The sequence below is a fragment of the Blastococcus sp. TML/M2B genome (assembly GCF_016612865.1).
Lineage (GTDB): Bacteria > Actinomycetota > Actinomycetes > Mycobacteriales > Geodermatophilaceae > Blastococcus.
Genome location: NZ_JAENZZ010000002.1, coordinates 2,017,836 through 2,042,555 on the forward strand (window position 1 = coordinate 2,017,836; position 24,720 = coordinate 2,042,555).

General features: G+C 74.0%; 20 protein-coding genes and 6 pseudogenes. 13 read left to right on the forward strand and 13 right to left on the reverse strand.

Annotation, left to right across the window (positions count from 1 at the left end; all coding sequences use genetic code 11):
• The first annotated feature begins 63 nt into the window (after positions 1 to 63).
• The 5 genes and pseudogenes from JKP75_RS18385 to JKP75_RS18400 all read left to right on the forward strand — a co-directional run bounded on the left by JKP75_RS18385 (position 64) and on the right by JKP75_RS18400 (position 3,157).
• Positions 64 to 525: a DUF4383 domain-containing protein gene (locus JKP75_RS18385; RefSeq protein ID WP_200489887.1), complete on the forward strand. Its 462-nt coding sequence runs from the start codon at positions 64 to 66 to the stop codon at positions 523 to 525.
• A gap of 748 nt (positions 526 to 1,273) precedes the next feature.
• A complete protein-coding gene (locus JKP75_RS22035; protein ID WP_242473377.1) occupies positions 1,274 to 1,837 on the forward strand; it encodes an FtsX-like permease family protein in 564 nt (187 codons plus the stop codon).
• Positions 1,834 to 2,118, forward strand: a pseudogene (locus JKP75_RS23515) (ATP-binding cassette domain-containing protein); the annotation flags it as partial. The gene JKP75_RS22035 and the pseudogene JKP75_RS23515, both read left to right, overlap by 4 nt.
• Before the next feature lie 82 nt (positions 2,119 to 2,200).
• On the forward strand, positions 2,201 to 2,551 hold the full coding sequence (locus JKP75_RS23165; RefSeq protein ID WP_309229983.1) for an ATP-binding cassette domain-containing protein: 351 nt from the start codon (positions 2,201 to 2,203) through the stop codon (positions 2,549 to 2,551).
• 249 nt (positions 2,552 to 2,800) lie between these two features.
• Positions 2,801 to 3,157 (forward strand): hypothetical protein, encoded by a 357-nt coding sequence (locus JKP75_RS18400; protein ID WP_200493352.1) that lies wholly within the window; start codon positions 2,801 to 2,803, stop codon positions 3,155 to 3,157.
• Here the strand turns inward: JKP75_RS18400 and JKP75_RS18405 are convergent.
• Together JKP75_RS18405 and JKP75_RS18410 are read right to left on the reverse strand one after the other, a co-directional pair.
• Positions 3,154 to 3,354 (reverse strand): hypothetical protein, encoded by a 201-nt coding sequence (locus tag JKP75_RS18405; protein ID WP_200489883.1) that lies wholly within the window; start codon positions 3,352 to 3,354, stop codon positions 3,154 to 3,156. The genes JKP75_RS18400 and JKP75_RS18405 overlap by 4 nt on opposite strands.
• Positions 3,355 to 3,433: 79 nt before the next feature.
• Positions 3,434 to 3,961, reverse strand: a complete 528-nt coding sequence (locus JKP75_RS18410; RefSeq protein WP_207147069.1) for an N-acetyltransferase — start codon at positions 3,959 to 3,961, stop codon at positions 3,434 to 3,436.
• Between the two features lie 71 nt (positions 3,962 to 4,032).
• Between JKP75_RS18410 and JKP75_RS18415 the strand changes: the two genes are divergently transcribed.
• Complete coding sequence (locus tag JKP75_RS18415; RefSeq protein ID WP_200489881.1) at positions 4,033 to 4,344, forward strand: helix-turn-helix transcriptional regulator; 312 nt, start codon at positions 4,033 to 4,035, stop codon at positions 4,342 to 4,344.
• Entirely contained in the window at positions 4,329 to 4,718 is a 390-nt protein-coding gene (locus JKP75_RS18420) for a VOC family protein (protein ID WP_200489880.1), read from the forward strand. The genes JKP75_RS18415 and JKP75_RS18420 overlap by 16 nt, the downstream gene beginning before the upstream one ends.
• Here JKP75_RS18420 and JKP75_RS18425 read toward each other — a convergent pair whose 3' ends face one another.
• On the reverse strand, positions 4,719 to 6,245 hold the full coding sequence (locus JKP75_RS18425) for an LCP family protein (RefSeq protein WP_242473378.1): 1,527 nt from the start codon (positions 6,243 to 6,245) through the stop codon (positions 4,719 to 4,721).
• 192 nt (positions 6,246 to 6,437) lie between these two features.
• Here JKP75_RS18425 and JKP75_RS18430 point away from each other — a divergent pair, with 192 nt between their 5' ends.
• The 4 genes from JKP75_RS18430 (at position 6,438) to JKP75_RS18445 (ending at position 11,407) form a co-directional block, all read left to right on the forward strand.
• Entirely contained in the window at positions 6,438 to 7,460 is a 1,023-nt protein-coding gene (locus JKP75_RS18430) for an acyl-ACP desaturase (protein WP_242473380.1), read from the forward strand.
• A 68-nt stretch (positions 7,461 to 7,528) separates the two neighbouring features.
• On the forward strand, positions 7,529 to 8,332 hold the full coding sequence (locus JKP75_RS18435; RefSeq protein WP_200489878.1) for an exodeoxyribonuclease III: 804 nt from the start codon (positions 7,529 to 7,531) through the stop codon (positions 8,330 to 8,332).
• Positions 8,333 to 8,335: 3 nt separating this feature from the next.
• Complete coding sequence (yaaA, locus tag JKP75_RS18440) at positions 8,336 to 9,082, forward strand: peroxide stress protein YaaA (RefSeq protein WP_200489877.1); 747 nt, start codon at positions 8,336 to 8,338, stop codon at positions 9,080 to 9,082.
• Positions 9,083 to 9,247: 165 nt separating this feature from the next.
• Entirely contained in the window at positions 9,248 to 11,407 is a 2,160-nt protein-coding gene (locus JKP75_RS18445) for a SpoIIE family protein phosphatase (protein WP_309229984.1), read from the forward strand.
• Here JKP75_RS18445 and JKP75_RS18450 read toward each other — a convergent pair.
• From JKP75_RS18450 to JKP75_RS18460, 6 genes and pseudogenes are all read right to left on the reverse strand, one after another.
• Positions 11,404 to 13,107: a DEAD/DEAH box helicase gene (locus JKP75_RS18450; protein WP_200489876.1), complete on the reverse strand. Its 1,704-nt coding sequence runs from the start codon at positions 13,105 to 13,107 to the stop codon at positions 11,404 to 11,406. The genes JKP75_RS18445 and JKP75_RS18450 overlap by 4 nt on opposite strands.
• Positions 13,108 to 13,206: 99 nt before the next feature.
• Positions 13,207 to 15,574 (reverse strand): annotated as a pseudogene (locus tag JKP75_RS22045) (NAD-glutamate dehydrogenase domain-containing protein).
• A 58-nt stretch (positions 15,575 to 15,632) separates the two neighbouring features.
• Positions 15,633 to 16,115, reverse strand: a pseudogene (locus JKP75_RS23170) (NAD-glutamate dehydrogenase domain-containing protein); the annotation flags it as partial.
• Entirely contained in the window at positions 16,097 to 16,531 is a 435-nt protein-coding gene (locus JKP75_RS22055) for an NAD-glutamate dehydrogenase domain-containing protein (protein WP_242473384.1), read from the reverse strand. The pseudogene JKP75_RS23170 and the gene JKP75_RS22055, both read right to left, overlap by 19 nt.
• A 109-nt stretch (positions 16,532 to 16,640) precedes the next feature.
• Positions 16,641 to 17,927: pseudogene (locus JKP75_RS22060) on the reverse strand (NAD-glutamate dehydrogenase); the annotation flags it as partial.
• Between the two features lie 236 nt (positions 17,928 to 18,163).
• Positions 18,164 to 18,535, reverse strand: coding sequence for a phage holin family protein (locus JKP75_RS18460; RefSeq protein WP_200489875.1), 372 nt, complete (start codon positions 18,533 to 18,535; stop codon positions 18,164 to 18,166).
• A gap of 275 nt (positions 18,536 to 18,810) precedes the next feature.
• On the opposite strand from JKP75_RS18460, the pseudogene JKP75_RS22065 reads away from it, so the two are divergent.
• Positions 18,811 to 19,194: pseudogene (locus JKP75_RS22065) on the forward strand (ATP-binding protein); the annotation flags it as partial.
• A 331-nt stretch (positions 19,195 to 19,525) separates the two neighbouring features.
• Positions 19,526 to 19,804 (forward strand): hypothetical protein, encoded by a 279-nt coding sequence (locus JKP75_RS22070; RefSeq protein WP_242473640.1) that lies wholly within the window; start codon positions 19,526 to 19,528, stop codon positions 19,802 to 19,804.
• Between the two features lie 1,892 nt (positions 19,805 to 21,696).
• Here the strand turns inward: JKP75_RS22070 and JKP75_RS18470 are convergent.
• From JKP75_RS18470 to JKP75_RS19840, 4 genes and pseudogenes are all read right to left on the reverse strand, one after another.
• Positions 21,697 to 22,047: a hypothetical protein gene (locus JKP75_RS18470; RefSeq protein WP_200493353.1), complete on the reverse strand. Its 351-nt coding sequence runs from the start codon at positions 22,045 to 22,047 to the stop codon at positions 21,697 to 21,699.
• 534 nt (positions 22,048 to 22,581) lie between these two features.
• Entirely contained in the window at positions 22,582 to 22,893 is a 312-nt protein-coding gene (locus JKP75_RS18475) for a hypothetical protein (RefSeq protein WP_200493354.1), read from the reverse strand.
• Positions 22,894 to 23,065: 172 nt separating this feature from the next.
• Positions 23,066 to 23,227, reverse strand: coding sequence for a hypothetical protein (locus tag JKP75_RS18480; protein ID WP_200493355.1), 162 nt, complete (start codon positions 23,225 to 23,227; stop codon positions 23,066 to 23,068).
• Positions 23,228 to 24,052: 825 nt separating this feature from the next.
• A pseudogene (locus JKP75_RS19840) lies at positions 24,053 to 24,720 on the reverse strand (hypothetical protein); the annotation flags it as partial.

Genomic DNA, 24,720 nt, shown 5'->3' on the forward strand with positions numbered 1-24,720 from the left:
GTTGGGGTACCGGGAGGTTCCGTCGCGATCGCGGCGGGACACCGACTGCCCCTGGAGATCAGCATGTCCGCTTCGCACACCCCCCGGGCCGACCGGGGCCTGACGTGGCCGCAGATCCTGGGCCTGGCCTTCGGCGCCGTCTACCTGCTCATCGGCGTCATCGGCTTCTTCATCACCGGGTTCGACAACTTCTTCGGCAACGAGAACGGTGCCGACGTCCACCACATGGACGAGAACCTGCTCGGGTTCATGATCAACCCGATGCACAACGTGGTGCACATCCTCATCGGCGCCGTGGGTCTGGCGCTGTCCCGCACGCTCGCCGGCGCACGCACCTACGGCTGGCTGCTGGCCATCGGGTACGGGGCGGCCTTCATCTACGGCCTGTTCGCCGTCGGCGAGGACTGGGACTTCCTCAACCTCAACGCCGCCGACAACGTGCTGCACCTCCTGACCGCGCTGGTCGGTCTGGTCATCGCACTGGGCCCGGTCCGGACCGCCGTCGACAACCGGCGCACGGTCTGACCTGATCCGCTCCGGAGCCGGATCCCCGCCGGGGGTCCGGCTCCGCTGCGTTCCGGCTGGTGTCGCACGACACCCCGCCCCAAGGGTCTTTCCCGACACGACGTCGGTAAAGTTCCCGATGCGCCGTCGGCAAATCGCCTCCCCGATGCGGCGCAGGGGGTTCCCATGTTCCTCGGCGCCCGCGAACTGCTGTTCGCCCGCGGCCGTTTCAGCCTCATGGGCGCCGTCGTGGCGCTCATCGCCCTGCTGGTCGTCCTGCTCTCCGGCCTCTCCACGGGGCTGGTCAACGACGGCGTCTCGGGCCTGCAGCGGTTGCCGGTCACGGCCTTCGCCTTCGCGGCGGACAGCAAGACCGACTCCGCCTTCTCTCGCAGCGTCGTCACCCTCGACCAGGTCGACGTCTGGGCGGAGCAGCCCGGGGTCGCCGAGGCGGCGCCGTTCGGCAACGCCCTGGTCAACGGCAGCGCGGTCGCACCGGACGGCGTGGGAACCCCCGTCGACCTCGCTCTCTTCGGCGTGGAGACGGACTCCTTCCTCGCCCCCACCCCCGCCGACGGCGCCGACCTGGGCGACGACCCGACCGGCATCGTGATCAGCGGCACGCTCGTCGACGACGGCGTGACCATCGGCGACACGATCGTGCTCGTACCGCCTCGGCACCGAGCTCACCGTCGTCGGCGCCCTCGGGGAGCAGCACACCTACGGCCACGTCGACGTCGCGTACGTCCCGCTGCGCACCTGGCAGGAGGTGCAGGCCGGCGCGCGTCCCGGCGAGGAGCCCCGCGAGGGCGCCTACACCGAGGCGACCGCGGTGGCGCTGGCCGCCGAGGACGGCACCGACCTGGACGTGGCGGCCGGCGACGAGGCCGCCGACACCCGGACCCTGACGCTCGAGGAGTCGTTCGGCGGCTCCCCCGGCTACACGGCCGAGACCTCGACGCTCAGCCTGATCGAGGGGTTCCTGTTCGTCATCTCCGCGCTGGTCATCGGCGCGTTCTTCACCGTCTGGACCATCAACCGCCGGCACGAGCTCGCGGTGATCCGGGCGATGGGCGCCACGTCGGGCTACCTCGTCCGCGACACCGTGGCGCAGGCCGCCGTCGTGCTGGTCGTGTCCACGGGTGTCGGGGTGCTCGTCGGCCTCGGCGTCGGCGCCCTGCTCTCCGGCAGCGCCATGCCCTTCGCCCTGGAGGCCGGCCCGATCACCGGTGCCGCGCTCGCCCTCGTCGTCCTCGGCCTCCTCGGCGCGGCCGCGGCCGCGACCCGCATCTCCCGCATCGACCCGCTCACCGCCCTCGGAGGACAGCGATGACCGTCGGCCAGACCACCGCCGGCCGGACCACCACCGGATTGACCCTCGCCGGCGTGACCCTGCGCCTCGGCGACGGTGACGCGGAGGTGACCGCGCTGGACGACGTCTCGTTCTCCGCGGCGCCCGGCGAGCTCGTCGCGGTGGTCGGCCCCTCCGGGTCGGGCAAGTCCAGCCTGCTCGCCGTCGCCGGCGGGCTGATCAGCCCGGACAGCGGCGAGGTGCGCATCGACGGCACCGACCTGACGACCGCCTCCCGGCGGGACCTCGCGCGCTACCGCCGGGAGCAGGTGGGCTTCGTCTTCCAGTCCGGCAACCTGATCCCGGCGCTGACGGCCGATCGACCAGCTGCGCTTCGCGCTGAAGGTGGCCGGGCGCCCGGCGGTCGCGGGGCGCACCCCCGAGCAGCTGCTGGACCGGGTCGGCATGGGCGCCCGGGCCCGGCACCGGCCGCACCAGCTCTCCGGCGGCGAGCGGCAGCGCGTGGGCATCGCCCGGGCGCTGGTGAGCCGGCCGTCGGTGCTGCTGGTCGACGAGCCGACGGCGGCCCTCGACCGTGCCCGCAGCCGCGAGATCGTCGCGCTGCTCGCCGAGGAGACGCACGAGCACGGTGTCGCCACGGTCATGGTCACCCACGACCACGACGTCCTGGGTGCCTGCGACCGCGTGCTCGAGATGGTGGATGGGAAGCTGTCGGAGGTATCCGCCGTCAGCTGAGGAGGCACGTGCCCCGCATCCGGGCGGCCACCGTCGCCGAGCACCGGGCCGCGCAGCTGCGCGCCCTGCTCGACGCCGGCCGGGCGGTCATCACCGAGACCGGGCGGCCCCCGACGCTCAGCGGGGGTCGCCGCCGGGGCCGGGCTGGCGCGGTCCAGCGTCTACGAGTACTTCACGTCGGCCGACGACCTGCTCGGCGCGCTGGTCGAGGACATCACCCCGCGCTGGCTGGCCCGGCTGCGGTCCGAGATGGACGCCGCGGCCTCGCCCGCCGCCGCGGTCCTCGCCTACGCCCGCGCCAGCCTCGCCCAGGTCGCCGAGGGCGAGCACACCGTCATCGCGGCGCTGGCGTCGATCGCGCCGGGGCACGTCACCGGCGAGCGGGCGCGCGCCATGCACGAGGAGCTGCTCGATCCCCTGGTCGAGGCGCTGACCGCCCTCGGCGTGCCCGACGTGCACCTGGTGGCCGAGCAGGTGGACGCCATGGTGCGCACCGCGTCCCGGCAGATCGAGGACGGCGCCGGGCTGGAGCGGGTGTGGGCGACGACCTCCGCGCTGCTGGAGCCGTTCGTCGCCTCGAGCGCCCGGGCGCCCGCGAGCGGCTAGCGCGCCCGGCCGCCTCCGGCCCGCCGGTACATCACCGCGCCGGCGGCCCCCACCAGCACGGCGACGACGAGCTGCGCGATCCCCCATCCGGCGCGGTCGCTGCCGAACCAGGTGACCGACGAGACCAGCAGGACGACGGCGACGCCGACGACGAACAAGGCGATCTGGCGGGCGCGGTCAGGGGTGCCGGCGGTCATGCCCCCGGTCTACCAGAGGCCCCGGACGGCGCGCGCAGGTCGGTCGGCCCGCGCAGATCGGTCGGCCCGCGCAGATCGGTCAGAGGGCCCGGGCGAGCAGGATCTCGTCGCGGTCGTCACCGGGCGCCACGCGGACCGCGCCGGGCACCCGGCCCACCTCGGCGTAGCCGAGCCCCTTGTAGAACGCCTCGACGCCGGTGCCGCCGCGGGCGCCGAGGGTGACGAACTCCCACCCGCGGTCGGCGGCGATGCGGTGCACGCCCTCCATGAGCGCCCGGCCCAGGCCGCGGCCCTGCAACGACGGGTGCACCTGCACCCGCAGGACGGTGCCCCAGTGCCGGCGCAGCGGCGACGACGAGCCGACCAGCGCCGCGAAGCCCGCCGTCCCCCCGCCGGCGGTGAGGACGCACAGCACGTCCCGCCCCGACCCGACGCCCTCGAGCAGCCGGTCGAGCACCGGCGCGACGTCGGCCGGGGTCACCGGGGCGACGAACCCGACCGCGCCCCCGGCGTTGGTGACGTCGACCCAGCAGGCGAGGAGCTCGGCCCGCAGGGCGTCGTCCACGGTGGTCACGGCACGGACGTCGGCGGCGGGCACGCCCCCCATCCTCCCGCGCCGCTCCGGACCCGGCGTCGGGGGCTTGTCAGGCAAGCAGACGCTTGCCTATGGTGGCGCCCGTGGGCGATGTATTCCGGGCGCTCGCCGACCCCACCCGGCGCGCCATCCTCGACGAGCTCCAGGAGCGCTCCGGCCAGACGCTGTTCGAGCTGGTCAACCGGCTCGTCACGCGGCACGGCCTCTCCTCCACCCGCCAGGCGATCTCGCAGCACCTGGCCGTGCTCGAGGACGCCGGGCTGGTGCGGACCCGGCGCGAGGGCCGCTACAAGTTCCACGACCTGGACACCGCACCGCTGCGCGCCATCACCGACCGGTGGCGCCCACCCCGTGAGCACCCCGACCCCGAGGAGGACCCGTGCGCATCACCCTGACCAGCGTGTTCGTCGACGACCAGGAGAAGGCGCTGCGGTTCTACACCGACGTCCTCGGCTTCGTGGTGAAGAACGACGTCCCGATGGGCGTCCACCGCTGGCTCACCGTCGTCTCCCCCGAGCAGCCCGACGGCGTCGAGCTGGTCCTCGAGCCCGACGAGCACCCCGCGGCGCAGGCCTTCAAGCAGGGGCTGGTCGCCGACGGCATCCCCTACAACTCGTTCACCGTCCCCGACGTGCAGGCCGAGTTCGACCGGCTGACCGCGCTCGGCGTCCGCTTCACCCAGCCGCCCACCGAGATGGGGCCGGTCACCACCGCCGTCCTCGACGACACCTGCGGCAACCTGCTCCAGATCGCGGCGATGCAGGGCTAGCTAGCCGTTGCGGGTCGGCGGCTCTCCGGCCAGCAGCGCCAGCTCGGCCGCCTCGCGGTCGTAGGCGCAGGCGTCGCGGACGTCGCTGAGGACGACGTCGGCGTCGTCGTCGCCGGCCGTCGGCGGTGCGGACGGCGACGACGGCGGGGACGGCGCGGGCGAGGACGGGGTGGGCGCCGAGGTGGGGCCGTCGGGCGCGTCATCCCCGGCCGCACCGCCCTGGAGCGCCAGGAAGACCGTGCCGCGGATCCTGTCGTAGTCGGGGTAGGCCGGGCTGATCACCGAGTCGTCGAAGACCACGCTGCGGATGTCGGCGTCCTTCACCCGGAACGCCAGGTCCACGAAGTCGCCCAGCGCCGAGCGCGGGATGTCGGTGAAGACGACGTCCTTCGTGGTGCGCGCCAGCTGCTGGTACTTGCGCAGCAGGGTGATCGGGTCGGCGGCGTCGATGATCGCGTCGATCGTGCAGCGCTGCCGGTCCATCCGGTCGTAGTCGGTGAGGCCGAACCGGCCGCGCGCGAACGCCAGCGCGGTGGCGCCGTCCATGAACCGGTTCGGGCCGGGCGCGATGTAGTCGTCGGGCAGCGTGCCCAGCGTGGGCTCGCCGCCGATCGGCACCCAGTAGTTGACGTCGACGGTGATCCCGCCGAGCGCGTCGACCAGCCGGCTGAAGCCGTCGAGGTTGATCAGCACGTAGTAGTCGATGTCCAGGCCGAGCGCCTCGCCGACGCCGAGCTTCAGCCAGTCCGCACCCGGGTTGTCCGTCGGGCCCAGGACGTCGGGGTGCATGGCCGGGCCGTTGCGGTAGACGGCGTTGAGCAGGCTCTCGCTCTCGCTGCCGGCGTCGAAGCCGTCGGGGTAGAGGTCTGCCAGCGGGCTGCTCTCCGGGAACGGCAGGTCCTCCAGGTTGCGCGGCAGGCTGAACAGCGTCGTCTCGCCGTCGTCGGTGTCGATGCTCGCGACGATGACGGTGTCGGTGCGGACGCCGTCGCGGCCCTCGCCGCCGTCCCCACCGAGCAGCAGGACGTTGATCCGCTCCTTGTCGCCGAACGGGTCGGAGTCGTCCTGGTCGACCGTCGCGGAGCGGCCGTCGTCGGTGAAGACGTCGCTGATCAGGTCGCGCTGGGTCAGGGCGACCTGCCCGGCCAGCGCCGCCGGCGCCAGCACCGCGGCGGCCAGCAGCAGCACCAGCCCGCCGCCGACGACCCGGCGCCCCCGCGAGGTGCCGCGCGGCAGCACGGCCAGGTAGCCCGTGACGACCACGGCGCTCCAGAGCAGCGCGCCGAGCGCGACGCCGCCCACGATCCACAGCAGGGACGACGTGTCGACGGCGGCCCGCAGCGCGGAGCGCTGCCCCCCGGTCGCGACCCACACCCCGCCCGCGGCGAGCAGCAGGAACACGCCGAGGACGACGCCGCCGAGCACGCGCCGGCCGGCGGCGAGGAAGGCGGTGCCCGGGCAGGAGGGCGTTGAGCGCGGTCCAGCCGAGGGCGGCGCGGAAGCTGCCGGCCCGGTGCACCCCGCCATGGTCCCACCGATGCGGGCCCCCGGCCCGGGATCGGGGCGATCACCTGCCGGGTACCCCCGACCGGGCGACACGCCGGGAGCAGGCCCGGGCGCGTGCCCGGGCCGCGGGGTGGGCACCCCCCGGGTACGTGACCCGATGGTTACGGCCGCGTAGGTTACGACGGCGTAGGTCGAATCGACCCGGAGGTCCTCATGCCCCAGACATCCCCGCAGGCAGCGGTGCTGACCGAGCTCGAGCCGGTGGTCGCCGAGAACCTGGACCGGCACATCCGGATGGCCAAGGAGTGGCACCCGCACGACTACGTGCCGTGGGACGAGGGCCGCAACTTCGCCTTCCTCGGCGGCGAGGAATGGTCGCCCGAGCAGTCCCGGCTGGACCAGACCGCCAAGGCCGCGATGTTCGTCAACCTGCTGACCGAGGACAACCTGCCCAGCTACCACCGGGAGATCGCCACCCGCTTCGGCCGGGACGGCGCCTGGGGCCAGTGGGTCGGCCGCTGGACGGCCGAGGAGGGGCGGCACGGCGTCGCCCTGCGCGACTACCTCGTCGTCACCCGCGGCGTCGACCCGGTCGAGCTCGAGCGGGCCCGGATGGACTACATGACCACCGGCTACGACTCCGGCGACAAGAGCCCGCTGGAGGCGGTCGCCTACGTCTCGTTCCAGGAGCTGGCGACCCGCGTCTCGCACCGCAACACCGGCAAGGCCACCGGCGACCCGATCGCGGACAAGCTGCTGGCCCGCATCGCCACCGACGAGAACCTGCACATGATCTTCTACCGGAACCTGGTCACCGCGGCGTTCGACATCGACCCCGACGAGACGATGAAGGCCGTCGCCACCGAGGTGATGAACTTCGAGATGCCCGGCGCGAACATGGCGAACTTCCGGAAGAACTCCACGATCATCGCCAAGGCCGGCATCTACGAGCCTGCGCCTGCACCACGACGAGGTCGTCGCGCCGATCCTGCGCACCTGGAAGGTCTTCGAGCGCAGCGACCTCGGCCCCGAGGGCGAGCAGGCCCGCGAGCAGCTCGCCGAGTTCATGGCCGGTCTGGACGCCCAGGCGGACAAGTTCGTGGAGAGCCGCGAGCGGATGCGCGCCCGCATGGCCGCCAAGGGCGAGGTGCCCGTCCAGGTGTGAGGAGCGGGGGCTATGACATCGTCGGCCTCCGGCCGACACCGCGGCCACGAGCCGTCCCCCCGCTGAGCTGAGCGCCTCCGTCGCGCCTGCGCGGGGACCCTCCGGGCCCCCACTCGGCACGACCAGACACCATGGCCCCATGCGGATGGCGACCTGGAACGTGAACTCCATCCGGACGCGAGCGGACCGGGTGGCCGCGTTCCTGCAGCGGCACGACGTCGACGTGCTGGCGCTGCAGGAGACCAAGTGCCGGGACGACCAGTTCCCCGAGATGGTGTTCAGCGCGCTCGGCTACGAGGTCGCGCACGTCGGCCACTCGCAGTGGAACGGCGTCGCGGTGCTGTCCCGGATCGGGCTCGAGGACGTCGAGGTCGGCTTCCCCGGCATGCCGTCGTGGTCGTCCAAGGAGGGCGTGGACCCCGCGCCCGAGGCACGGGCGCTGGCCGCCACGTGCGGCGGCGTCCGGATCTGGAGCCTCTACGTGCCGAACGGCCGCACGCTGGCCGATCCGCACCTGCAGTACAAGCTCGAGTGGCTCGAGGCGCTCCGGGTCGCCGCGGGCGGCTGGGTGAAGGACGACCCCGAGGCGCCGATCGCGCTCGTCGGCGACTGGAACATCGCCCCGCAGGACGACGACGTCTGGGACATGTCGGTCTTCGCCCACTCCACGCACGTCTCCCCGCCCGAGCGCGCCGCCTTCCAGGCCGTCGTCGACGCCGGGTACGCCGACGTCGTCCGCCCGCTGGCGCCGGGTCCCGGCGTCTACACCTACTGGGACTACACGCAGCTGCGCTTCCCGCGACGCGAGGGCATGCGGATCGACTTCGTGCTGGGCTCCCCCGCGCTGGCCGGCCGGGTGACCGGCGCGCTCATCGACCGCGAGGAGCGCAAGGGCAAGGGCGCCAGCGACCACGCTCCCGTGCTCGTCGACCTGCGGGACTAATCGGTGCTCGTCCTCCTCCCGCCGTCGGAGACCAAGCACCCCGGTGGGGACGGCGCACCGCTCGACCTCGCCGCGCTGACCGCGCCGGAGCTCACCGGCGTCCGCACCGAGCTCGCCGAGGCGCTGGTGAAGCTGGCCGACGACGTCCCGGCGTCCCGCGCCGCGCTCGGCGTCTCGGCGAAGCAGGACGACGAGATCGCCCGCAACGCCGCGCTGTGGACCAGCCCCACGCTGCCGGCCCTGACGCGGTACACCGGCGTCCTCTACGACGCCCTCGACGTCGGCTCGCTCACCCGCGCGCAGCGGGCCCGCGCCAACGCGCGGCTGGCGGTCGGCTCGGCGCTGTTCGGGGTGGTCCGGGGCGGTGACCGCATCCCGGCGTACCGGCTCTCGGCGGGCTCCGCGCTCCCCGGCCTGCCCACCCTGCGCGCGCTGTGGCGGCCGGTCCTCGGCCCCGCGCTCGCCGCCGAGACCGGTCTCGTCGTCGACCTGCGCAGCGGCGCCTACGCCGCGCTGGCACCGGTCGAGGGCGCGGTCGCCGTCCAGGTGCTGAGCGAGCGCCCCGACGGCACCCGGGCCGTGGTCTCGCACTTCAACAAGGCCCACAAGGGAAGGCTGGCCCGCCTGCTCGCGACGACGACGGCCGAGCTCTCCGACGTGACCGGCCTGCGCCGGCTGCTCCGGCGCGCAGGGTTGCACGTGGAACACGACGGCGGGACGGCGCTCTCGCTGGTCGTCCCGACCACCTGATGCCACCCCCGGATCCGGCCGACTGATCCCGGCCACCGGACACGCCTCCCCGGTGGCTGTTTCACCGCGCCCCACCCCGTGGCATACCGTTCGCGGTACGGCGGGGGCTCCAGCACCGGGTTCCCTCCCCACCGGACCGGGTCGCCCCGGGCGAAAGGGCTCCTCGTGGACGCATCCCCCGACCGGACGACCGCCGCCGGCGCTCGTCCGGCAGCCGGGTCGTCCCTGGCGGAGGTGCGCGCGGAGCTCGCGGCCCTGCAGCGCCGCTACGAGAACGAGCGGCTGCGCTGGGAGCTGGCCAAGGAGGCCGGCGAGGTCGGCACCTTCGACTTCGCGCCGGCCACCGGCAAGCTGCTGTGGGACGAGCAGCTGCAGCGGATGTTCGGCTACGACCCGTCGACCTTCACGGAGTCGCTGGAAGCCTTCACCGCCCGCGTCCACCCCGACGACGAGCAGTGGCACGCCGACGCGCTGCAGGCCGCCGTCGACACCGTCGGCGAGTACGACGTCGAGTACCGGATCGTGCTGCCCGACGGCGAGACGCGCTGGATCCACGCCCGCGGCCGCCACCTCCCCGGTCCGGACGGCCGCACCGACCACCTCATCGGCGCCGCCTACGACACCACCGGCGAGCGCGAGGTCGCCACCCGCGTGACCCGGCTGCTCGAGGCCATGCCGGCCGGCTTCTACTCGCTGGACCCCGAGTGGCGGTTCACCCACGTGAACGCCCAGGCCGAGCGGCTCCTGGGGCAGAGCCGCGACGAACTGCTGGGTCAGATCATCTGGGAGGCCTTCCCGGCGACGGTCGGCGGCGTCTTCGAGGAGAGCTACCGGAAGGCCGTCAGCAGCGGTGAGCCCGTCGCCTTCGACGCCTACTACCCGGCGCCGCTGGACGGCTGGTTCGAGGTGCGGGCCTGGCCGACGCCCGACGGCCTCTCCGTCTACTTCCTGGAGGTCACCGAGCGCCGGCAGGCGCAGGAGCGCGCCGAGCGGTCGGCCCGGCAGCTCGCCATCCTCGCCCAGGTCAGCGCCGAGCTGGCGTCCACGCTGGACACCGTGGTCGCCGCCGCCCGGATCCCCCGGCTCGTGGTCCCGGCGCTGGCGGACTTCTGCCTGCTGACCGTGATCGGCGAGGACGGCGCCCCCCGCGACGTCGGCAGCTGGCACGTCGACCCCCGGGCGCGGCCCCTGCTGGAGCGGTACCGCGAGGTGCGGCTGGCTGCGATGCCGATGACCGCTCCCGTGGCCCGCGCTCTCCACACCGGTGAGGCGGCGACCTTCCGCGGCCGCGACGTCCTCACGGTGCTGGCCGATGGGCCCGCGCGCGAGCTGCTGACCCTGCTGGCGCCCAGCAGCGAGGTGGCGCTGCCGCTGCGGGCCCGGGGCCGCACGGTCGGTCTGCTCACGCTCTTCTACGCCGAGGGGAACTCCCCCAGCGCCGACGACGTCACCGTGGCCCAGGAGGTCGCCGACCGCGCCGGCCTGGCCCTGGACAACGCCCGGCTGTTCAGCGCGCAGCAGCAGCTGGCCGAGGGCCTGCAACGCAGCATGCTCACCGAGCCCCCCGAGCCCGACCACGCCGAGATCGCCGTGCGCTACCTGCCGGCGGCCGAGGCCGCTCGCGTCGGGGGCGACTGGTACGACGCGTTCCTGCAGCCCTGCGGGACGACGATGCTGGTCATCGGCGACGTCGTCGGGCACGACACCGAGGCGGCCGCGGCCATGGGCCAGCTGCGCTCGCTGCTGCGGGGCATCGCGACCTACAGCGACGCCGCCCCCGTCGAGGTGCTGCGCGGGCTGGACGCCGCGATGGCGACCCTCCAGGTGGACACGTTGGCCACCGCCGCCGTCGCCCGCTTCGAGCAGACGCCCGAGGAGGTCGAGCGCGGCATCACCCGCATGCGGTGGGCCAACGCCGGGCACCTGCCGCCGCTGGTCGCGAACCCCGACGGCAGCGTCGCGGAGCTGGCCCCCTGGGTGGGCGACCTCATGCTCGGCGTCGACGCCACCACCGATCGGCACGAGTCGGTGGTCGCCCTCGACCGCGGCTCCACCGTGCTGCTCTACACCGACGGGCTGGTCGAGCGCCGCGACGCCGACCTCGACCAGGGCCTGCTCCGGCTGCGGGACGAGCTCGCCCAGCTGGCCGACCGTCCTCTCGGCGAGCTGCTCGACGAGCTCATCGAGCGCCTGGTGCAGGGCAGGCCCGAGGACGACGTCGCACTGGTGGCCGTGCGGCTGCACCCGCAGGACCGGCCCCGTCCGGCCGTGGCGGGTCCCAACCGCGTGCCGCCGACCGTTCCCCCGGATCCCGCCGAGGCCTAGGCCCGGTCGCGCCGGACGGTCGCCTTGCGGCCCTTGATCATCGTGGCCCGCAGGGCCTGCACGACCTCGTCGGCCGCGGGCTCGGGGATCTCCACCAGGGCGAACCGCTGGTGGATCTCGATCGAGCCGATGTCCTTGCCGCGCAGCCCCGACTCGCCGGTGATGGCGCCGACCAGGTCGCCGGGCCGGATGCCGGCCTCGCGGCCCAGGCCCACGAAGAGCTTCGCCGTCGGGCCGGCCGGTCCGCGGCGGGCCGGCCGCTCGCCGCGGGCGCCGCTGCCACCGGCGCCGCGGGCGTTGTCGCGCTCGGGCCGGAAGCCGACCTGCGGGATCTCCTCGTCGTCGTCGGCGCCACCGACGGCCTCGTGCGCCAGCTTGACCGCGGCCAGCGCCACCTCCATGAGGTCGAACTCGTCCGCCAGCGTCTCGACGACGACGCGGAAGCGGTCCAGCTCGTCGCCGAGCAGGCTCTCCCGCAGCGCGGCGCGGGTGAGGTCCAGCCGGCGGGCGCGCAGGTCGGCGACGGTCGGGACGGTCTGCACCGAGATGGTCGCGCCGGCGACCTTCTCGATCGTCTTGAGCATCCGGTGCTCGCGCGGCTCGGCCAGCGTGATGGCCACGCCCTCGCGCCCGGCCCGGCCCACGCGGCCGATCCGGTGCACGTAGGACTCCGGCGCCGAGGGGACGTCGTAGTTGACGACGTGGGTGAGCTGCTCGATGTCCAGGCCGCGGGCGGCGACGTCGGTGGCGACCAGCAGGTCCGCCGTCCCGCTGCGCAGCCGGCCCATCACCTTGTCCCGCTGCTCCTGGCTCATGCCGCCGTGCAGCGGCTCGGCGCGGTAGCCGCGGCCGTTGAGCGTCTCGGTGAGGGTGTCGACCTCCTCGCGGGTGCGGCAGAAGACGATCGCCGCCGTCGGCGCCTCGATGTCGAGGATCCGGCCGAGCGCGGCAGGCTTCGCCCCGCGGGGGACGACGTAGGCGGTCTGCCGCACGCGCGGCGCCTCGCCGGCCGCCGCCCGCTCCTTGGCGATGGTGATGCGGGCGGGGTCGCGGAGGTGGCGGCGGGCCAGCGCGTCCAGCCGGCGCGGCATCGTGGCGGAGAAGAGCACGGTCTGCCGCTGCTCCGGGGTGGCGTCGAGGATCGCGTCGAGGTCCTCGGCGAAGCCCATGTCGAGCATCTCGTCGGCCTCGTCGAGCACGACGGTGGCGATCTCGTCCAGCCGCAGGCTGCCGCGGTTGAGCAGGTCCAGCGCACGTCCGGGCGTGGCGACGACGACGTCGACGCCCGCCTCGAGCGAGCGCAGCTGGCGGACGATCGGCGCACCGCCGTAGACCGGCAGCACGCGGGCGCCGAGGTCCTTGCCGTAGCGGTGGAAGGCCTCCGACACCTGGACGGCGAGCTCACGGGTGGGCACCAGCACGAGCGCCACCGGGGCGCGGCCGCCGCGGTGCGCCTCGAGGCGCTGGAGCACCGGCAGCGAGAAAGCGGCCGTCTTGCCGGTGCCGGTGGCGGCCTGGCCCAGCAGATCGCGCCCCTCCGCGACCAGCGGGATCGCCTCCAGCTGGATCGGCGTGGGCTCCTCGTAGCCGAGGGCGGTGAGCGCCTGGAGCAGCTCGGGGCGCAGGCCGAGGTCGGCGAAGGTGGGGCCGTCCTGGGAGCCGTCGTCCTGCGGGTCGGTCGTCGGTGCGTCGGTGTTCATCGCCGTCCATGGTCCCCTGCCCGGGGCCCGGGATCCCCTCTGACCCCTTCTACCGATCTCTAGCTGCACCGCTAGACGACCCGAGACGCCCCGATAGCGTCACGGGCGGGGCAGCCGGCGGGCCTCGCGGCGGCGACGCAGGCCGCGCAGGGTGCGCACCGCGACGAGCAGCTCGGCCAGCTCCTGCCGCTCGCCGCCGGCGATGTCGGCCAGCTGGGCGGCCGCGCGCTCCTGCGCGGCGTCCCAGCCCTCCACCCACCCCGCGACCAGCGCCCGCGGGTCGTCGTCGTCCCCGGCGCGCAGGGTGAGCACGTCCTCGGTGAGCGAGGCCTGCTCCAGCGCCAGGTCGTCGCGCAGGGTGGCCCGCGCCATCGAGGGCCAGCGCCGGTCGCGCGGCAGCGCGGTGATCAGCTCGCGCAGCGGCACCAGGCCCAGGCGCTCGGCCAGGCAGGCCATGACCCGGCCCGCGAGGTCGACCGGCGCCCCGGTGCGCTCGGCGACGACGGCGAGGTCGAGGGCTGCGGGCAGCAGCGGCGCGGCGGCGATCGGCGGCCAGCTCCGCGGGCACCCCGGCCTCCTGCAGCTGCGCGGTCCGGGCGGCGTGCGCCTCGGCCTCCGCGCCCAGCAGCCAGCCGGGCAGGCCCGCGCGCACCGCGGCCACCGGGGCTGCGAACCGGTCCGTCACGGCTCCCAGGGGCAGCGGCGGCTCGGCGGTCACGTCGCGCTGCCGCAGCAGCCAGCGGGCACCCCGTTCGGCCAGCCGGCCGACCTCGGCCCGCAGCTCCACCTGGACGGCGGCGGGCACCGCGTTGTCCAGCGGGCGGGCGGCGTCCCACAGCCGGTCGACGTCGAACACGGCGCGGGCGATCGCGTGCGCCCGGACGGCGGTGGCCGCCGGCACGCCGGTCTCCTCCGCGAGCCGGTAGAGCCCGGTGACGCCGGCGACGTCGACGGCGCGGTTGGTCAGCGCGGTGGCGACGATCTCGCGGCGCAGCGGGTGCCCGGCGATCGCGTCGGGGAAGCGCTCGCGCAGCGGCCGGGGGAAGTAGCCGGCCAGCAGGTGCCCGAACGCGGGGTCGTCCGGCAGGGTCGAGTCGAGCACGGCCGCACCGGTGTCGAGCTTGGCGTAGGCGAGCAGCACCGACAGCTCGGGGCCGGTCAGGCCGTGCCCGTCGCGGCGGCGCTCGGCGAGCTGCCGGTCGTCGGGCAGCGCCTCGACCGCACGCTGCAGCCGGCCGGAGCGCTCCAGGGCCCGCAGGAACCGCTCGTGCGCGTCGAGCATCTGCCGCGCGGTCGCCGTCTCCCCCGCCAGCACCGCGTTCTGCGCGTGGTTGTGGGTGAGGACGGCGGCGGCCACCTCGTCGGTCATCTCCAGCAGCAGCGCCGCCCTGCCCTCGGCGTCCAGCGCGCCCGCGTCCACCGCGGCGTTCAGCGCGATCTTGATGTTGACCTCGTGGTCGGAGGTGTCGACGCCGGCGGAGTTGTCGATCGCGTCGGTGTTCACCCGCCCACCGGCCAGGGCGTACTCGATCCGGCCGCGCTGGGTGAGCCCGAGGTTGCCGCCCTCCCCCACCACCCGTGCGCGCAGCTGCCGGCCGTCGACCCGCACGGCGTCGTTGGCCTTGTCGCCCACGTCGGCGGCGCTCTCGCCGGCGGCCTTCACGTAGGTGCCGATGCCGCCGTTGAACAGCAGGTCGACGGGCGCCAGCAGCACCGCGCGGATCAGCTCCTCGGGGCTGAGCGCCGTCACGTCGTCGGCCAGGCCGAGGGCGCCGCGCATCTCCGGCGACACCGGCACCGACTTCGCCGTCCGCGGCCACACCCCGCCACCGGCGCTGATCAGCCCGGCGTCGTAGTCCGCCCACGACGAGCGGGGCAGCGCGAACAGCCGCCGCCGCTCGGCGTAGGACGGCGCGGCGTCCGGCGTGGGGTCGACGAACACGTGCCGGTGGTCGAACGCGGCGACCAGCCGGATGTGCTCGGAGAGCAGCATCCCGTTGCCGAAGACGTCGCCGGACATGTCGCCGATGCCGACGACGGTGAACTCCTCGCGCTGCACGTCCAGGTCCAGCTCTCGGAAGTGCCGCGTGACCGACTCCCAGGCGCCGCGGGCGGTGATGCCCATGGCCTTGTGGTCGTAGCCGACCGAGCCCCCGGACGCGAAGGCGTCGCCCAGCCAGTAACCGCGCTCGAGGGCGATCGAGTTGGCCAGGTCGGAGAAGGTCGCCGTCCCCTTGTCGGCGGCGACGACGAGGTAGGTGTCGTCGCCGTCGTGCCGGACCACCCGCTCGGCGGGGACGACGCTGCCCTCGGAGAGGTTGTCGGTGAGCGCGAGCAGCGCGCCGATGAAGATGCGGTAGCAGGCCTGGCCCTCGGCGAGCTGCGCCTCGCGGGAGGGATCGGCGGGCGGGCGCTTCACCACGAACCCGCCCTTGGCGCCCGTCGGCACGATGACGGTGTTCTTCACCCATCTGCGCCTTGACCAGGCCGAGGATCTCGGTGCGCAGGTCCTCCCGGCGGTCGGACCAGCGCAGCCCGCCGCGGGCGACCGCGCCGAACCGCAGGTGGACGCCCATCACCCGCGGCGAGCTGACCCACACCTCGCGGGCCGGGCGCGGTTCGGGCAGGTCGGGCACCGACGCCGGGTCCAGCTTGAGCGCCAGCACGGGATGCGGCGGGGCGGACATCGCGTAGTACGTCGTCCGCTGGGTGGCGGTGATCGCGGCGAGCAGGGCGGAGAGCACGCGGTCGGCGTCGAGCGAGGCGACCTCGCCGATCGACTGCCGCAGCGAGTCGGCGAGCACCGCCTGCCGCTCCTCGCGGCCCCCGGCCACCCGCGGCGAGAACCGGGCCTCGAACAGCGCCACCAGCCGCGCCACGACGTCGGGGTGGGCGGCCAGCGTCGACTCGACGTAGGCCTGGCTGAACGGCAGCCCCGCCTGGCGCAGCCACTGCACGTAGGCACGCAGGACGCCGACCTGCCGCCAGTTCAGCCCGGCCAGCAGCACCAGCGCCCCGAGGCCGTCGTCCTCGGCGTCGCCGCGCCAGACGGCGTCCAGGGCGTCGGTGAACCGCTCGGGAAGCGAGCGCAGCAGCGGCAGCTCCCCGTCGCGCTCCCCGCCGGGACGGCGACCCCGAAGTCGTAGATCCAGGACAGCCGGCTGCCGATCCGGTCGATCTCGTAGGGCCGCTCGTCGACGACGGAGACGCCCATGTGCTGGAGCAGCGGCAGCACGTCGGAGAGCAGCAGCCGCTCCCCCGCGCGGTAGATCGTCAGCCGGCGCTCCCCCGGGGCGGCGCCGGCCGGCACCCAGAGTCGCAGCGACAGCTCCCCCGCGGCCAGCCCGTCGAGCACCTCGAGGTCGGCGACGGCGCGGTCGGCCGGGAAGTCCTCCTGGTAGGCGGCGGGGAAGGCGTCCGCCACCCGCGCGAACAGCCGCTCCCCCTCGGCGCCGTGGCGGGCGGTGACCGGTCCGGCCGACCGGCAGCCGGACGACGAAGTGCAGCCGGGCCAGCACCGACTCGGTGGACCGCGCGGTGAACTCGACGCTGGTGCCCCCCAGCCGCTCCAGCAGCAGCTGCTGCATCGCCAGCCGGACCTCGGTCGTGTACCGGTCGCGGGGCAGGTAGACGACCGCCGACCAGAAGCGGCCGGCGGCGTCCTGCCGCAGGAACAGCCGGGTCTGCCGGCGTTCCTGGAGGTGGAGGACGGCGTCGGCGACCGGCAGCAGCTCGTCGGCGCCCAGCTGGAGCAGCTCGTCGCGCGGGTAGGTCTCCAGGACCTCCAGCAGCTCCTTGCCGGTGTGGCTGTCCGCGGGCACCCCGGCGCGGGCGATCACCTCGGCGACGCGGCGGCGCAGGAGCGGGACGTCGAGCACGCCGGCGGAGTACGCGGTGGAGGTGAACAGCCCGACGAAGGGGTGCTGCCGGCTGCCGCCGGCGCGGTCACCGCCGCTGTCCCCGGCGGGCAGGGTGACCGCGATCAGGTCCAGCCAGGTGCGGCGGTGCACCGTCGAGCGCGCGTCGGCCTTGGTCACCGTCAGCAGGTGCCGGCCGGGCACCGAGGCGGCCTCCGGGGTGGTGCCGGTGCGGCCGGGGGCGGGGTCGCTGCGCAGCACGCCCAGCCCGCTGCCGGCCACGGGCCGGGCCGGGCGGCGCTCCTCCCCCGCCGGGCCCAGGTCGACGTCCCGGGCGCCGAGCAGGACGACGTTGCCCTCGGCCGCCCAGCGCAACAGCGCAGCCGCCTCGGCCGGGTCGTCGGCGGGATCGGGAGCGTCCGCGGGGTCGGCCGCCGCCGGGACGGCCGGGAGACCGTCGAGGGCGCTCGCGAGCTCCAGCAGCCGGGCGCGCAGCCGCGGGCCGTCCTCGAACACCGCGCGCACGTCGTCGAGCACCGTGCGCAGGCCGGCCACGAGGTCGCCCTCCGCCTCGTCGTCCAGCGGCCCGTCGAGCACCACCGCCATCCACGACTCGGCGACGGCGTCGGCGCCGCAGCCCTCCGGGGTGGCGCTGTCGCAGAAGGCCAGCAGCCGGCCGCGGACGTCGCGGCGCACCACGAGCACCGGGTGGACGACGTGCGCGATCTCCACGCCCTGCCGGACCACCTCGGCGGTGACCGAGTCGACCAGGAACGGCATGTCGTCGGTGACCAGCCGGAGGACGGCGACGCCCTCGGACGAGCGGACGACGTCGACCAGCACGCCACCGGACGGGCGGGTCCGCGCCGCCGTCACGTGCCCCAGGGCCAGCGCGGCCAGCTCGCGGGGTGCCCGGCCGAGGACCTCGGCCGAGGGCTCGCTCCAGTAGTAGCGGCGCAGCAGCGCCGGGACGTCGTCGGCGGTGCAGCCCGCGGGGACTCGGCGGCCGTGCCGAGCCCGCCCACCGCCGCCCGGGCGGCCTCCTCCAGCAGGCGCCGCTTCTGCTCGCGGGCCGCCTCCAGGGCGGCCAGCTCGGTCAGGGAGCCGGGGTGCTCGCCATGGTCCGGACGCTACTGCGCCGGAACGGGGTCAGCAGGTCAGCGGCCGGGGCTCAGCGGCCGGGGCTCAGCGGTCGAGGCTCAGCGGTCGAGGACCTGGTCGGCCGCCCAGCCGGCGACGGCCAGGATCAGGCCGCCGATGATCGCCGTCCCGAAGCCGTCGATGCTGAGCCGGTCGGTGATCGCCGCCGTGAGCCCGAGCAGCGCCGCGTTGATGACCAGCAGGAACAGGCCCAGGGTCAGCAGCACGAACGGCAGCGAGAGCAGCCGCAGCACCGGCCCGACGATCGCGTTGACGACGCCGAAGATCAGCCCGATCCACAGGTAGGTGCCGTACTCGCCGAGCGGGCCGTCCGGGTTCGGGTCGACGTGGAGGCCGGGGAGCACCTCGAAGTAGGTCAGCCCGTAGAAGACCGCGCCGAGGATGACCACCTTGAGGAAGAACTTGATCACGACGGCGACGCTAGCGCTCGCCGGCGTCCAGTACGGGGATCTGCGCCCGTCTCGGGCTCTCTAGAGTCGTGTCTAGACGGCCGCAGACGGACCTCGACGGCTCCCGGTCGGCGTCCGCGACACGCGCTAGGTCGTTCTACCGATGTCTAGGGCGATCGCTAGACGACGGCATACCGTGCTCGACATGGATCCCGTGCGGAACCCCTACGCCCCCGGCGCCGGGCAGCGCCCCGGAGCTGGCCGGCCGCGACACCGAGCTCTCCGCCTTCGACGTGGTGCTCGAGCGGATTGCGCACGGCCGCCCCGAGCGCTCGCTGGTGCTCACCGGGCTGCGCGGCGTCGGCAAGACCGTGCTGCTCAACCAGCTGCGGTCGGCGGCGATCTCGCGCGGCTGGGGCACCGGCAAGATCGAGGCCCGGCCGGAACAGTCGCTGCTGGTCAAGGCGTTCGCGCAACGGGTCACGCCGGCCGACGCCAAAGTCCGCGACCGCTGGCAGCCCGGCATCGACGTTCCCGCCGCGACCGGGCGGGCCGACTCCGGCGACATGGAGATCGACCTGGTCGAGCTGCTCAGCGACGCGGCCGGCGTCGCCGCCGACATCGGCAGCGGGATCGCGCTGTTCATCGACGAGATGCAGGACGTGCAGCCCGACGACGTCTCCGCCATCTGCGCCGCCTGCCACGAGCTCTCCCAGCAGGGGGCGCCGCTGATCGTCGTCGGCGCGGGCCTCCCCCACCTGCCGGCCGTGCTGAGCGCCTCGAAGAGCTACTCCGAGCGGCTGTTCCGGTACCTGCGCATCGACCGGCTTGAGCGGGACGCTGCCGACCGCGCCCTGATCGCCCCCGCCGAGCGCGAGGGCGTCGAGTTCGCCGGGCGCGCTGGACGCCCTCTACGAGGCCGCCGACGGCTACCCCTACTTCGTCCAGGCATACGGCAAGGTCACCTGGGACGTCGCGGCCGCCTCCCCCATCACCACCGACGACGTCGCCATGGCCGCGCCGGTCGCCGAGGCGGAGCTCGCGGTGGGCTTCTTCGGCTCCCGCTACGACCGGGCCACCCCCGCCGAGCGCGAGTACATGCACGCCATGGCCGAGCTCGGCGGCCCGGGGGCCCCGGTGGCGACGTCCGAGGTCGCGGTCTCCCTCGGCCGCAAACCCGCGTCCCTCTCCCCCGCGCGCGACTCGCTGATCAAGAAGGGCCTCGTGTGCTCCGCCGAGCGCGGCCAGATCGCGTTCACCGTGCCTTCGGCCGCGCTACCGCCGTACTGACGAAGCCCCCGACCGAAATGTAGGGCAGAGTCGGCCTTCTGCCTCATTATGGCGCTGCGATGACCGGGAGCGACGACGTGGTCAGAACGGTGGCGGGTCGTCGGCGGGAGTTGGGTGGTGAGGGTGGTGGTTCGGTGGGCGCAGGGCCCGGGTCAGTGGGCGGCGGGTGATGCCCGAGGGCTGGTCATGTTTAAGCGTGCCGTCGGGGTCCATGCCGGAACGCCAGCCGCGGGCGAAGGTCTTCAGCCGGTGGTGGGAGCGGCAGGCGCAGCACAGGTTCGCGACGTCGCCCCGACCTTCGGCGTGCGCGACACGTGGTCCAGGTCGGCCCAGCCGACCCGCTGCCCGCAGTTCGGCATCCGGCAGCGCCGGTCCAGGTGGCGACGAACCGCCGCCCCGCCCGCGGCTCAGCCGGCGGTGTCCTCCGGCACCCCAGCACGGCGCAGCCATAGCCATCGTGCATCGTCGTGAGTCGGCGTCGGCGTCGGCATCGGTTCTCTGGGCGGCCGCTAAGCGCTGGCCTGCCCGGGCAGGTCCCAGCGGTCACCGCGGCCGCTAACCAGCCTTCACGCTGATCAGTGAGCCGCGAACGCGGCCAGCGACCCTTCCCAGCCCCCCGGCCGGCGTGGTCAACCCAGCCTCCGCGGGCCAATGGCGCCTTCTCGCGCAGCGCTGCGGCGATTGCGGGCCGCGACCTCACCGCCCGCAGCGGTGTCCATCAGACCGTCAAAGCGGCGGTCACGGATCGCTTCGCCGACACCACGGCTTGTGATCGGCCGGACGCAGGATCAGCATCGCCATCACCGCCAGCAGGATCGATGTTGCGTGATGGAGTGACTGGCCATCGCCGCCAACTGGTCGATCACCGCGTAGCGCGAGCCGCCGCCTCCTCGACGGTGTTTCTCTGGTCGCGTGGCCATGCCATTCCGGTGGGCGCCGCTTACATCGGCAGCCACCTGCCTCGCCATCGCTCATCTACCTGCCGCCGTCCAGCTCGCCGGCAGCTCCTTCTGCTCTACCCGCAGCCGCGCCAGCGGCGCTCCACCGCCCCCGGCTTGTAGCGCGGCCTCACCGCCTGCGCCAGCACCGCGGCGATGCGTGGCAAGCCTGGCGCCATATCGGCCAGCACCGGCCCGCCATCGTCGATCTCCCCGCCTGCCTGCTGCCTGAAGGTGGCCGGCCAGGTTGTCCCGCCAGGTGAACGCCCGCCGCGCCGAACTCATACCGCCTGGGTTCGGCGCGTGCGCCGCCTCCTCGGCGAGAACTCATCCGCCGGCGGACTCCCGGATCGGTCTTCCTGCTCACCGCCGCCCACGCGTCCCCGGTGCCGGGTCGTCGATATCGGTTGCCGACTCCGCCAACCGCAGGATCAACGAAAACTACGCGGTGATCTGCCGCGCCCGGTCCCCGCTCGATCCGGCCCGGCTCCCCGGCCACCTGCGTCGTCAGCCGCTCGCTGCGGCTTCAGGTTGCGCCTCGGCCGAGCCTTCACCAGTCATTGACATCCCCTCCACCACGGAGGTCCCGCCATCTGCACACGAAGCTACGGGCCGAGGGTCGGCGAGGTTCCTGCCTGCCGGTCGGCGGGCGCCCCGAGTTGGTCCGGCCACCGCCCGCGGAGGCGCGGCTCGTGCTGCCGCGATGCGTGTCGATGACGTGGCCGGAGAGAGAAGCGAAGACTGAGGCTGGGCGGTGCTCGGTCACTCGGCGCGCTGATCGCCTAGTTCGTGCGGAGCCACGCCGAAGGTGTCCTCGTGATGGCCATCGTCTCCTGTGCGTTGGTCGTCTGGAGGAGGCTGGCGCGGCCACCGAAGAAGCTCACCGCCGCCATCGGCTTCTGACGGCGGTCGTCCTACGCAACCTCTCTGCCGACTTGCGGGTGCCGCGCGCCGCTACAGCGGTCGGGGCCCAGCAGCCGTCAGGTCCGAGCGGTCCGGCAGCTGAGCGGCGATCGCCATCGGCGCGCTGCTCGACAGCATCCGATCGTTGGGTCTGAAGTTCGTCGGTGGCGGGTCGGTGAGCCTGTCGATGCTGGCCGCCGTCTTCATCTCCAACATGCTGGGGCTATCGCTGCCGGGCATGAAGAACAGCGGGCGCTCCGCGCCGCTGTCTTGGCGTGTGGGCGCATCGCGCTGGATGGTGGCGATGATCAGCGCGCTGGCAGCGCGCTGCCAGCTACGTATATCAGGGCTGCTGAGCCGTCGCCGTCCTGTCCGCTCGTCAGCGATCGGCCAACGCCTCACCGTTCAGCAGAGCGGTAGTCTGGCGTTCGAGGACACCCGCCTGATTGGGCGCCAGTCACCACGGTCGGCTCCTCACGGCCTTCGCGATCGAAATGGCCGCCACCGCTCCGCCTCGCCGCGCCCAAGGCGTAGCGCCACCAGGGCGCGCCGGACCGGCCTCCGCCGCTGGTCGCTCGACCAGCAGGTGCCCCGGACGGACGTGACGTCGTCATCGTTAGCAGGCGACGTCGCCAGGGTGGTCGCGCTCGTCCAGCAGCGTTGCGCAGCAGCGGCCGCCGAGCGGGCGGCGGTCCTGGCACGCGTCTCGCCCTCGTCCAGCAGCATACGCCGCCATCAGCCATCGTGTTTCTTAACTTGGCGATGCTGCCGTCGGGCAGCGGGCAGGTCGCGTCGGTGCGCGGACCCAGCCAGCCAGTGTAATGCGGCATTCTGGCGCCGAGGAGGTCAACTTCATTCGTCGTCGAGCAGCAGGAGTGGATCGGGTGCGGCGGTCGCCGCGGCGGGCGAGGCGTACCCATCGCGTCGTCAGGCACATCAGCTCGATCGAAGGGCGACCAACGCCGTCGCCATCGCCGACGTCAGCCGACCATCGTGTTCAGCGTGGCCACGCCAGCAGCCGGCCTGGCGGGGGCGTCCCGGCGGTCGTAGCCGATGCCGCGCACCAGGGTCTTGACTGGCTACGTGCAGCCGCGGCGATCGTCGTCGTCGCCCCGCCGGCGCTTCGCCGATGACCAGCACCGTGTCGCCGTCGGGCTGCAGGAACGCGTCGTACCAGTCGCCGCCGATCGCGATGCCCTGCGTCGCCGGCCGGTAGCGCACGGAGAGCTCGAGGGCGTCGGGCTGCACAGGCGGTCGATCGGCTACAGCCGTTCGGCCTACCTACCTGCTGCTGGGCGGCGGCGGGCCGGGCGTTGTCAACGCGCGAGCGCCGCGCGGCGGCAGGCGATGCCGTCCGCAGCTCGGCGGGGTGTGCGCGCCGCGGTCGCGGCCGTTGACCAGCGTGATGCCACCGATCACCTCACCCGCGCGCCACGAGGGGGAACGCCGCAGCCGCGGCCGGGGCGAGCAGCTCCAGCGCGGTCGCGCCTCCTCGAGCAGGACCATCGCGTGCACCGAACTCGGGGGTGAGCTCGGGCAGCACGATCAGCTTCAGGTCGCGCAGCAAGGCCTGCACGACCATCGCGCCTGCCCGTTGCCGATCACTGAGTCCTGTAGCGATCTCATCGCCAGCGCCAGCTCGGTCCTTCGATGCGCGCGGCGGCGATCCCCGGCGCCGTCCGTCGAGGTCAGGAACCGACCGACCGCAGTCGGCCAGCTGCCCGGGACGATGAGCTCGGCAAGCGCCTGGACGGCCTCGTCGGTATGTCGATCAGCCAGGTCTCAACCAGGTGTCGCGCTGTGGTCTTCGGCCGGCCCGCTCGCCTCGCGCAGCGGGGCGCGCCGACCGCGGCCGCCTCGCTCGCGAATAGGCCCTGCGGCGCTCGCTCTCGGCGTGCGGCGCTGCTCGACGTCGTCGTAGGTGACGATGTTGGCCCCGGCCGAAGGGCGTGGCGCGGTTACGCTGCCCAGCGGGCCGAACCACGCCTCGGTGCGCGGTGCCCCCGGTCGCCCGCACCTCCCGGTAGGCGCCTGGAACGGCCTTCCCACGGCCTCGGGGAACTCGGCCGATCGCCGGCGACAGCCCTGTTCGTCGGTCGAGCGCCGGGCCGCCAGGCCGGTTCGTCTCGGAACCGCCACTCCTCGTCCAGGACTGAAGACATCGGCCGCGCCGCGGCAGCTATGGCGCAGCAGATCGCCAGCCATCAAGACCGATTCGTCCGGGATCTATCCTTTATGCCAGGAGTCGCCGCTTACTCACGAGCGACGGCCGGGGCCGCGATCCTCGGTGAGCGGGACCTGACCCCCGGACGGCCGCGACCGCCCTCGCCGCGGTTTCCGGCGCCTCGGGCGCCAGGCGTCCGGCACAGGGCGATCAAGGAGGCATGGCGATAAACTGGCCTGGCCGTTACAGCCACAACTGGACGTGGCGTGGTGGCGCTCTGGCGCGCCTGCGCTCAGCGAGCGCCCCGCTGAGCTGCGGTCTCCGCCGCCTCGGCGCCGGGTTTACGCACGACGACGACGGTTTGCTCCGGCAGCGGCAGCTGATACCGGCTTCGACGAGCTGGCCTCGACGCTGCGGCTTCGGCGAAGGCCGTCTCTTGTGATCACCGTCCCGGCGGCGGTTGCTGGACGTGAGCGACCGGGCGCCCAGATCGTCCAGCGCCGACGGTGGACCGCGACCCATGCAGGGCGGCATGGGGCTGCAGCTGGTGGCGCTGACTGGCGGTCGCGCCTGGCTGGTACGTCGACCGGCCAAGCACGTGGTGCCTTCGCCCGGTCGCTGACGGTCATTGCCTGGGGAGGACATGCGCCCGGGGCGGCGGGGCGAGTTCCGGCGCCAGCCTGGGGCGTCCATCTGCGGCAGACCCAATGACGAAGGCTCCTTGCCGTAGGTGGGGACCTCGATGGCCAGGTCCACCCGGTTGAAGGCGGCGAGCATGCCGGCCAGGTCGCCGGGCAGCTCATAAGCGGGGCGTAGGCTTGTGCAGCCCGGAGTGCGGCGCCCGCGCGTATTGAACAGCGCGGCGAGCACGTTGACGACCTCGTGCAGCGCTTGCTCGACCTGCATGCCGG